Origin of the sequence: Salinihabitans flavidus (assembly GCF_900110425.1) — a bacterium.
GTDB lineage: Bacteria > Pseudomonadota > Alphaproteobacteria > Rhodobacterales > Rhodobacteraceae > Salinihabitans > Salinihabitans flavidus.
This window is the reverse complement of sequence record NZ_FODS01000050.1, coordinates 1-10,451: the sequence shown is the minus strand read 5'-3', so window position 1 is coordinate 10,451 and position 10,451 is coordinate 1. Positions and strand designations below refer to the sequence as shown.

Sequence of the window (10,451 nt, the reverse complement as noted above, 5' to 3'; positions counted from 1 at the left end):
CATGCCCTTGTCGTCGAGATAATCTGCCAGGTCGCCCGCGATGTAAGATGAGCCGTTGTCGCTGAGCAGTCTTGGTTTGGCGACAACGGTTGCGCTGTCGCAGCCCGAGACGTCCAGTGCCAGGTCGAGCGTGTCGGTCACATCCTTTGCCTTCATCGTCGTGCAGAGCTTCCAGGCGATGATGTATCGGCTGTAATCATCCAGGATGGTCGACAGGTAGAACCAGCCCCACCCCAGGACCTTGAGATAGGTGAAGTCCGTCTGCCAGAGTTCGTTGGGCCGCGTGGTCCTGTCTTTGAACTCGTTCGCCGCCTTCATCACGATATGCGCCGGTGCCGTGACCAGATCTTCCGCCTTCAGGATCCGGTAAACGGATGATTCCGAGACAAAATTTTTCTTCTCGTCAGTGTATTTTACTGCAAGTTCGCGGGGTGTCAGTTCCTCATGCTCGAGCGCAAACGTCGATGACGTCGGCACGGGTCTCGTCCGGGAGGCGGTTCCACACGGACCCGGGATGTGGTGCGGTGTCTGCGAGCGTATCAAGCCCGCCTTCCGACCATCGGTCATACCAGCGATAATAGGTCGTGCGGGGGATACCCAGCATGGCCAGCGTCTGGCGAACCGGCAGATGCGAGGCCTCGACGGTGCGGATGATCTCGAGCTTTTCCGATGCGGGATACCTCATGCCTCGCACTCCCCATCCCCGAGCATGCTTTTTTTGAGCAGGCGGTTTTCCAGGGTCAGGTCGGCAACGACCTCCTTCAGCGCTGTCGCCTCCGAGCGCAGCTCCTTGACCTCGGGCGAGGTTGCCTGACGCGCGGTGTCGCCCGCCAGCCGCTGCTTGCCCGCCTCGAGAAACTCCTTCGACCACGTGTAGTACAGGCTCTCGCTGATCCCTTCGCGGCGGCACAGGGCGGCAATGCTTTCCTCGCCGCGCAGACCCGCCAGCACGATCCTGATCTTCTCCTCGGCCGAGTACTGTTTGCGGGTCTTGCGCTTGATGCCCTTGACCAGCTTGTCAGCGGCGTCCTTCGATGTTTCGGATTTCTTGTTCATCTTCGCTCCTTGATGGCTGCGATGAACCAGAAATCCTCCGTTACGAAAACATCAAATCTGTCCCATGGGTGCTGACGTCAGACAGTCCATGACAACTTCGCCGCCAACATCTGGAGCGTGACGCGGCAGGTCCATCATTCCCAGGCGAACCCGAACGAGTCCGTCGACATGGTGCTGTTCGTCAACGGGCTGCCCATCGTCACACTGGAACTGAAGAACGCCTGGACCGGCCAGACCGCCCGCTACCACGGGCAGAAGCAATACCGCGACCGCGACGCCTCCCAGACCCTGATGCAGTTCGGGCGCACCCTCGTCCACATGACCGCCGACACCGACGAGGTCTGGATGGCGACGAAGCTGGCGGGCGGCGCGACGTGGTTCCTGCCCTTCAACAAGGGCCACAACGAGGGCGCGGGCAACCCGCCCAACCCCGCCGGCCACAAGACCGCCTATCTCTGGGAAGAGGTGTTCCAACCCAAAAGCCTCGCCGGCATCATCCAACATTTCGTCCTGCTGGAAGGAAAGCAGACCGAGCCGCTGGCGAAGAAGACCCTGATCTTCCCGCGTTACCAGCAGCTCGATGTCGTGCGGAAGCTGCTGGACCACGCGGCCGGGCATGGCGTGGGCCACAGCTACCTGATCCAGCACTCGGCGGGGTCGGGCAAGTCCAACAGCATCACCTGGGCGGCCTACCAGCTGATCGAGACCTACCCTGGACGCCTCGATCTGCCCGGCGCCCGTGCGCTGGATGCGCCGCTCTTCGACAGTGTGATCGTGGTGACGGACCGCCGCCTGCTGGACAAGCAACTGCGGGACAACATCAGAGACTTCTCCGAGGTGAAGAACATCGTTGCCCCGGCGATGCGGTCCGCCGACCTGAAGGCGGCGCTTGAGAACGGCAAGAAGATCATCATCACGACGATCCAGAAGTTCCCCTTCATCATCGACGGCATTGCCGATCTGAGCGACAAACGGTTCGCCGTCATCATCGACGAGGCCCACAGCGGCCAGAGCGGCCTTGCCCATGACAAGATGAACCAGGCAATGGGCGGTGGTGAAGACCCGGATGCCGTGGACCCGCAGGACAAGATCATTGCGGCAATGCAGGCGCGGAAGATGCGCGGTAACGCTTCCTACCTCGCCTTCACCGCCACGCCGAAAGCCACCACACTCGAGAAGTTCGGCACGAAACAGCCTGACGGGCGGTTCAAGCCCTTCCACCTCTACAGCATGAAGCAGGCCATCGAGGAGGGGTTCATCCTCGACGTTCTGGCCAATTACACGACCTACAAGGGCTATTACGAGATCCAGAAGTCGATCGAGCACAACCCCCTCTTCGACACCGCAAAGGCGCAGAAGAAGCTCCGCGCCTATGTCGAGCGCAGCCAGCAGACGATCAACACCAAGGCAGAGATCATGGTGGAAAACTTCGTCGACAATGTCGTGAATGCCAAGAAGCTGCGCGGCAAGGCAAAGGGCATGATCGTCACTCAGGACATCGAAATGGCGATCCGCTACTACAAGGCGGTACAGGCAGATCTGGCCAAGCGAGGGAACCCATTCAAGGCGCTGATCGCCTTTTCGGGCGAGAAGGAGGTCGAGGGGATCAAGTATACCGAGGCCGATATGAACGGCTTCCCTGAAGATAAGACCCGCACCGAGTTTGACAAAGACGAGTATCGGCTTCTCGTGGTCGCGAACAAGTATCTGACGGGTTTCGATCAGCCCAAGCTCTGCGCGATGTATGTCGACAAGAAGTTGCAGTCGGTTCTGGCCGTGCAGGCCCTGTCGCGCCTCAACCGATCGGCGCCCAAGCTCGGGAAGCGCACGGAAGATCTTTTCGTACTCGATTTTTTCAATTCAACCGACGACATCAAGGCCGCTTTCGATCCGTTCTTCACCGTGACTACCTTGTCGGAAGCCACGGACGTGAACGTCTTGCACGAGTTGAAGGAGACGCTCGATGAGGTCGGCGTCCACGAGTGGTCCGAGGTCAGGAGTTCTGCACGCGCTTTTTCGACGGGGAGGATGCGCAAAAGCTCAGCCCGCTGATCGACGGGGCCGCCGAGAGGTTCAACGAGGAACTGGGTCTTGAGGACAAGGACAAGATCGACTTCAAAATCAAGTCCAAGCAGTTCGTGAAGATTTACGGCCAGATGGCCTCAATCATGCCCTTCGAGGTACTGGATTGGGAGAAGTTGTTCTGGTTCTTGAAGTTCCTCGTTCCGAAATTGAAGATCCGGGATCCAAATCAGGATGCACTCAACGAACTCCTCGAGTCTGTCGATCTCTCTTCCTACGGACTCGGGCGGACCAAGCTTGGGCATGCGATTGAGTTGGACGCCTCTGAAGCGGAACTCGAGCCGCAAAATCCCAATCCGAGGGGCTACCGCGAAGGGGATCCACAGGAAGACCCGCTCGAGGAGATCATCCGAAGCTTTAACGATCGTTGGTTTCAAGGATGGAGCGCTACGCCAGAAGAGCAGCGTGTAAAATTCCTTAATATCGTCGAGAGCGTTCAGGCGCATCCCGACTACGAAGAAAAGTTCAGCGAAAACCCAGACCCCTTCTCCCGCGAACTGGCGTTCGAAAAAATCATGAAGGAAGTAATGCTAAAAAGGAGGAAGGAAGAGCTTGAGCTTTACAAGTTGCATTCCCAAGATCAGGCCTTCAAGTCGTCGCTCTACCAGAGCATCAAGGAAGCTCTCGCGCGCGGCATATAGGCGAAATCACGAAGTCATTTGTTGGTGGTGACACCTTGGCCAGATGCAGGCGAGAGTCTGAATTCTGACTTTAGAAAATCAGCGTGCTGCTCCGGAATGCTCTCGCCTACCCAGCTTTAGATCCGAAGAAAGGTGAGAATCGATCGCAACATAGCGCACCTCCCTTACGTCACCCGGGCGGAGCTTCCACACGGTCTACAAGACCGATGAATTTTGATCGATTCATCGCAGCAGTCCCTTGGGGGGTCTTTGGGCGGGTCAAGAAACCAAACACCTCATTAAAGTAATGAAGTCAATGGCTTGCGGTAAATTTTGGCTCCGGCGGTAGGGATCGAACCTACGACCAATTGATTAACAGTCAACTGCTCTACCGCTGAGCTACGCCGGAACACGAGGGCTGATATAACCGGGCGCGCGTGTGAGGTCCAGAGGGGTGAGACAGATTTTTTCGCACGGCGCGGAAGTTTTCAGACACGCTCGAACACCGCGTCTGATTCAAGTTTTCCCAGCGGGCGCACCTGTCTTTTCCCGACAAGATCAACGAGGTGGGCAAAGACGTTGCGCGTCGCCGCCCCCAGAAGGGCAGGTGGCGTATCGGTATAAATCCGCTGGGCCAGATCATAAGCCCGCGCTGGCCCGGCCTCAAGCGCGCTCAGGATGTCGGCTTCGCGGGCACGGCGGTGCTCCACCAGCCAGCGAAGCCGCTCGGCCGGGTCGGTAACTGGCGCGCCGTGTCCAGGGTGGAAGACTCGCCAGTCGCGCACCGCAAGCCGCACGCAGGATGCCATGAAATCGCTCAGGTCGCCATCGGGCGGGGAGACCAGAGAGGACGCCCAGCCCATCACATGATCGCCTGTGAAGCAGGCGTCGTTCCAACCAAAGCTCAGGTGGTTGCCGAAATGGCCCGGCGTGTGGACCGCCTCCAGTGTCCAGCCGTCCCCGGCGATGACTTCGCCATCCTCGACGCAGTGGTCGGGTGCGAATGCGGCGTCGACGCCTTCACCGCCGCCCGCCAGCCCGCGCGCGGCAAGATCCTGCATCACCGCGCTGCGCCCGGCGTCAGAGTCCCCATAGGCCCATATCCGCGCCCCGGTACGCGCCTTCAGGGCCGGGGCCAGCGGGGAGTGATCGACATGGGCGTGGGTGACGAGAATATGGCTCACATGCTGTCCCGGGCGCAGCGCGGTCAGGATCGCCTCCAGATGCGCGGCGTCGTCCGGGCCGGGGTCGATCACCGCGATTCCGCCTGTGCCGATCAGATAGGTATTGGTTCCCCGAAACGTCATCGGTGACGGATTTGGCGCCACGACCCGCCGCAATCCCGGTTCAAGCTCTCCCGCGACGCCGGGGGTGGGATCAAATGCATTCTGCGCGTCCATCGGGCTTTCCTTCCTGTGTCTGCCGCTGCATGGTTTACCCATGTTGTTTCGTTGGCTCAAACGCTATATGCCCCGCGGCCTCTACGGCCGGGCGGCGCTCATCCTGATCCTGCCGGTTGTCACGCTTCAACTCGTGGTCTCGGTGGTCTTTATTCAGCGTCATTTCGAGGGCGTGACCCGGCAGATGACCCATACCGTCTCGCGGGAGTTGAGCCTCGTTCTCGAAGAAGTGGAGAGAGCGCCATCTCGTCAGGAGGCGGCAGAGAGGGTGGCGAGGCTGGCACGCGGGCTGGAGTTGGAGCTTGGATTTCCTCGGAATCTTCCGGCCGGCAACATCCGGCGGTGGTATGATTTTTCCGGCACCGTGCTGATCCGTGAACTGCGCAGCCGGATCGACGGACTCGCGGCGGTTGAGATGCCTGACGATCACGTGGTGCGGGTTTTCGTGGATACGGGGCAGGGGCCGGTGATGCTCTCCTTCGACCGGCGCCGGGTTTCGGCATCCAATCCACATCAGCTGTTGGTGAACATGGTGTTCTTCGGCGGGCTGATGACCATCATCGCCTATATCTACCTGCGCAATCAGCTACGCCCGATCACCCGGTTGGCCGAGGCGGCGGAGGCGTTCGGGCGCGGCCATCATGTGCCCTATACCCCCGCTGGGGCGCTGGAGGTGCGGGCCGCCGGCAACGCCTTTCTCGACATGCGCGCCCGGATTGAGCGGCAGATCGAACAGCGCACTCTGATGCTTTCGGGGGTGAGCCATGATTTGCGCACACCGCTGACGCGGATGAAGCTCGGTCTGTCGATGCTGGACGACGAAGACCGCAAGCCGCTCGAACGGGATGTGGAGGATATGCAGCGCCTTCTCGACGGTTTTCTGGAGTTTGCCCGAGGCATGTCGGAAAGCGGTTCGGAACCGGCCGACCCAAGGAAGATGCTGGAGGGCATCGTGGAAAATAGTCGCCGGGCCGGGCTGACGGTTGAGCTGGGCATCTGTGAAGGAGAGGGGGAGGTGCCGCTGCGCGTCGAGGCAATGCGCCGAGCCGTCGAAAATCTGGTCAACAACGCCGTGCGCTATGGCAGCCGGGCGGTGGTCTCCTGCTGGATCGGGGATCGTTCACTCCGCATTCGGGTGGAGGATGATGGCCCCGGCATTCCGGCGGAGCGGCACGAAGAAGCGGTGCGCCCGTTCACCCGGCTCGATCCGTCGCGGAACCAGGATCGCGGCACCGGTGTAGGGCTCGGTCTGTCGATCGCGGCCGATGTCGCGCGCGCGCACGGCGGTATTCTGAAATTGGGGCAGAGCGAGACGCTGGGAGGATTGCAAGCCGACATCGTGATTGCGCGCTGATCCGATCTGACGAATCGATACCGACAGTATACCGACGTTTTACCGACGCGATACAGCCAGTGAAAAATGCCGCCTCAACGGTCGATCTCGATCACGCCATCGGGGTCCGTCGCCCGGGACTGGCACAGGATCATCTCTCTGGCGCGCTGCTTCCGGGACAGCACGAAATCTCGATGTTCCACATCCCCGGCAATCACGCCGCATTTGCACACCCCGCAGATCCCGTCCGAGCATTTCACAACCACCCGATAGCCGTTTTCATTCAGGACATCTGCGGCTGATTTATCTTCTGGAACAATAAGTTCATGTCCGTTTTTAAGGCGAAGAATGAAGCGGTGATTTTCGAAATCCGGCTGCTCTGGGACAGAGAAATACTCCAGATGCCGCGCCGACTCCGGAAAGCCTTGACGCGCGGCGGCCTCCATCACGGCATCCATGTAGCGATCCGGCCCGCACGTATAGACGTGCCAGCCCGGTTGATACCCATCCAGCACCGTATCCAGATCGGCTCGCGTTCCCTCCTCCGATATATGAAAGGTAACTTTATCTTGCCACGGCATGTTCTTGAGATCGTTTAAAAATCCCGCGTCGCTGAAGTGTCTGACCGAGTAGTGAAGTTCGAAGTCCCGCTCCAGCCGGTGTAGCCTATGGGCAAAGGCGATCATCGGTGTGATCCCGATCCCGCCCCCCATCAGGAAGGTCTTTGTGGCGCTTTCGTCCAATTCGAAATGATTCACAGGCCGGGAAATAAAGACCTTGCGTCCTTCATGGAATATTCGGTGCATGAGGGCCGATCCCCCGCGTCCGGAATCCTCGCGCAGAACAGCGATCTGATAGCGGCCGAGATCAGCCGGATCTCCGGATAAGGAGTATTGCCTAAGATATTCAGGACTCACGACAATATCAACATGCGCGCCAGCCGTCCAGGGGGGAAGACCGGTACCGTCGGAAGAGGCGAATTCATATCTTGTCATGTCTGCGGTCAACTGGTCCGCCTTGACCAGTTGCACCGGTATCACCGGAGATTCCGCATCCTGCGTGTAACGGTGCACCATGCTGATGTCGCCCCGCGCCAGACGTGCCTTGTAGTCCTGCGCCGGGATCAACGCCTCATAAGCGGCGATACCGGCCTCGCGATCCATCGGGAAAGGATAGGGCCAAGGATGAGGTGCCAGCGGCGCGGGGTAGACGGCAAGGGTCTGACCTTCGTATTTCAGGTCAAGGTCACGCTGCAAATCCCTGCGATTCAATGCATGTTTCGAAGGTTGGTACGAACCGTCCTGCTGCAGTTCGATATCCCACCACCACTTCTTGACGTCGTTCAGCCCACCATTACCCATCGCATCGTCCAGCTTGGCCAGAAGCGGCGCCGCGGATGGTATATTGGAGGCCGCCCAGCGGAAAGGGGCCTCGGAGAACAACCCTTCGAGATTCCAGGGGCAGGTTTTCATACAGCGCCCGCACATCGCCCCACCCGGTGTGGTGATCCGGTAGGTGGCGCACTTCTGACTGTCCGATTTCCAGATCTCGTAGCCGTTGAACATCAGCTTTGGCCCGGCGGTGATCGCCCCGGACGGGCATTCGCGAGCGCATTTCTGACAAGACTGACAGAAGTTTTGCAATCCGAAATCAATGGGTTGATCGTGGGCTATGGGCATATCCGTCGTCACAATGCCGGATTTCAACCTTGGCCCGAGATAGGGATTGAGAATGACCTCTCCGATCCGCGAGACTTCGCCCAGCCCCGAGAGCAGCAAGAGTGGCGGTTGGAGCACCTCGCCGTCCATGACCGAATGCGCCTTTGCCTTGTAGCCGAGGTTGCGGATCTGCTGTGCGACGACCCCGCCCAGCAATGAAAACCGCAGGTACGCACGCATGGACTGCGCCACTGAAATCCAGTCATCGCCCGAGGCGCCCTCCATCGTTTCATAGCCTTGGTCGATGATCATGGAGATTGCCTGGTCATGCGGTGGATCAATCGGCTCTCCGGCAGCATCGTGGCTGTACCAGGTCCAGTCCGGGCAGCGGGAGAGTCCGACGGCGTCCACCCCAAGAAAATAGCTCGCGGCCTTGATATTCGCGGCGTTGCGTTCGGGGTTCGAAGGGCGCGGGGCGTTCGCTGCGGACGGGCCGTCTTGCAGGAGAACGAAGGCCCCCAGCGCCCGCCGCTGCGCAAAGCTGGGTGCGGATTTACGCACGTAGTGGCCTCCCTTGGCGCCGTCCTGTACCGTCTTACCCATGTCCCCGAACTGGGCGCGGGCAAACATGTCAGCCCGCTTCGGCACGCGGGCGACATTGGCCTCGTCGATGTAGGTCGTGGGCGTATCGACGCGTTTGAGCCGCTCGAACGGATGCGCGCCCATGACATAGTCGCGCCGGGCATAGGGATCACGATTGAGCGCGCTCTTGGCAAAGCCCTTGCCCAGCCACCAGGCCGGCCCTTTGGTGCGCAGCCACGGCTGATGATCGGCCAGCGTTCGATCGGTCGCCATGTCGAAGGATGTGGTCACGACGGCCACGCCAAAACCGGGGCCGAGATACGGGGCGGCCAGTTCTCCATTGCGAACTTGTGCAAGGCCGGCGGCAACGGTGAGTTTGTTGAGATCGACATCTGTGCAAGTCGCGGAATGCGCGCGCGAAGGGTAGCCCAGAATACGCAGGTAATTGGCGATAACACAGGCTGTTTCCGTGGCGCGCAGACACGCACGATGGGCCTGTGCGTCCTGAATCCAGTCGCTTCCCGGCTCGTCGGGACGGGGCGTGCGGTGGTATTCGTAAAGAAAGACGATGCCATGTGTTTGCCCGTCGATGGTCGTGACTTCGGCCTCCATACTCTCCTTAAGATCGGCCATGATCATATCGATCCCCGAGGCGAGGGTTTTGGTCTGCCGCGTGCGGAGCGCCTCGGCCAGCCTGTCGACCTCGGGGTTTTGGATCGGTCGTGGAAGCTGCATCTCCTCGGTCAGGCGGCAGATGCCGACCATTGCGGCATCGTTGAAATACCCAAAAGCCTTGAGGTGGTTGGCGCGCTCTTGTGGATCGGTGGGCACCTCGGCAGGCGAAGGGTTCACGAAACCGTCACGGATGGCGTCCATCATGGCCTGATATTCCCCCATCGCGTTGACGATGGAATAAGGCGTATCAAGTCGCCGGAAATCCAGCGGCTGCATCGGCGGAACTTGTGACAAGTCCGCCTCGTCACCGCGGGCAAGCCGTTCAAGCGGATAGGGACCAAGGTGCACCGGTCTTGATTTGTCCGAAAAGAAGCGCAGCCCCATCATCTCATCCTTGGCATCTCTGGTCTTATTGTCCATTCAGGTCAGCAGATCGCAACCAGCCGATCCTGCGCAGGCTGACCTTGGCGAAAAACGGCGGGTATCGAAACCGAAAAGTGGCATTCACCATTTTACCCGGACGCGGGCGTGATCTGATGTCTGGTAGGCCCGGAGGGACTCGAACCCCCAACCAAAGCGTTATGAGCGAGCATGTTCTTTGCTAACCTATTGAATTCTCGCTCATCTGGTTCTCAGGGCCTCATCTAAGAGCGCAATTTTAGGGCTTTCACGCATGAAAGTTGGTTCACTGAACACCAAGCAAAGCGCGCTTAACGCTTTTGACCTGCCCCTTTTTTCAGGGCCACTCGTAAGTCGAGCCTGTTCTCCTTTTGTGTGCCATCATTCGGCGGCGCGAGCAATGGGCGCGGGCGCGGAGCCATCAGGTAGCTCAAGCGGCTGCGCCCATTGCGTTTTGTCGAAGGGCCTTGCGGCTGCGAACTCCTCCGGGGTCTGATACTTCAGGCTGCTGTGCGGACGCTCCCTGTTGTAATAGATCCTCCAGTCTTCGATGATTTCACGGGCTTCACCGATGCTGGCAAACCAATGCTGGTTCAGGCATTCTTCCCGGTATCGCCCGTTGAAGCTTTCGATATAGGCGTTCTGG

At 59.6% G+C, this 10,451-nt stretch carries 6 protein-coding genes, 1 tRNA gene and 1 pseudogene; 3 read left to right on the top strand and 5 right to left on the bottom strand.

Annotated elements, in window-relative coordinates; all coding sequences use genetic code 11:
* Positions 1–1,056, bottom strand: a pseudogene (locus tag BMW66_RS19160) (IS3 family transposase); the annotation flags it as partial.
* Between the two features lie 117 nt (positions 1,057–1,173).
* Here BMW66_RS19160 and BMW66_RS19155 point away from each other — a divergent pair.
* Together BMW66_RS19155 and BMW66_RS20510 are read left to right on the top strand one after the other, a co-directional pair.
* The gene (locus tag BMW66_RS19155; protein WP_245729563.1) at positions 1,174–3,108 is read left to right on the top strand and encodes a type I restriction endonuclease subunit R; all 1,935 of its coding nucleotides are present in this window, start codon (positions 1,174–1,176) and stop codon (positions 3,106–3,108) included.
* Entirely contained in the window at positions 3,039–3,779 is a 741-nt protein-coding gene (locus tag BMW66_RS20510; protein ID WP_217639350.1) for an HsdR family type I site-specific deoxyribonuclease, read from the top strand. Before BMW66_RS19155 ends, BMW66_RS20510 begins: the two co-directional genes overlap by 70 nt.
* A 313-nt stretch (positions 3,780–4,092) precedes the next feature.
* Here the strand turns inward: BMW66_RS20510 and BMW66_RS19150 are convergent.
* Both BMW66_RS19150 and BMW66_RS19145 read right to left on the bottom strand, forming a co-directional pair.
* Positions 4,093–4,167: transfer RNA gene (locus BMW66_RS19150), tRNA-Asn, on the bottom strand.
* A 79-nt stretch (positions 4,168–4,246) separates the two neighbouring features.
* Positions 4,247–5,158 (bottom strand): MBL fold metallo-hydrolase, encoded by a 912-nt coding sequence (locus BMW66_RS19145; RefSeq protein WP_093120753.1) that lies wholly within the window; start codon positions 5,156–5,158, stop codon positions 4,247–4,249.
* 40 nt (positions 5,159–5,198) lie between these two features.
* Between BMW66_RS19145 and BMW66_RS19140 the strand changes: the two genes are divergently transcribed.
* A complete protein-coding gene (locus BMW66_RS19140) occupies positions 5,199–6,512 on the top strand; it encodes an ATP-binding protein (RefSeq protein WP_093120752.1) in 1,314 nt (437 codons plus the stop codon).
* Positions 6,513–6,586: 74 nt separating this feature from the next.
* Here the strand turns inward: BMW66_RS19140 and BMW66_RS19135 are convergent, their stop codons facing one another.
* Both BMW66_RS19135 and BMW66_RS19130 read right to left on the bottom strand, forming a co-directional pair.
* Positions 6,587–9,790 (bottom strand): 2Fe-2S iron-sulfur cluster-binding protein, encoded by a 3,204-nt coding sequence (locus tag BMW66_RS19135; protein ID WP_093120755.1) that lies wholly within the window; start codon positions 9,788–9,790, stop codon positions 6,587–6,589.
* Positions 9,791–10,186: 396 nt separating this feature from the next.
* Positions 10,187–10,451 (bottom strand): integrase core domain-containing protein (locus tag BMW66_RS19130; protein WP_139196307.1); only part of this gene is annotated, 265 nt, incomplete at its 5' end.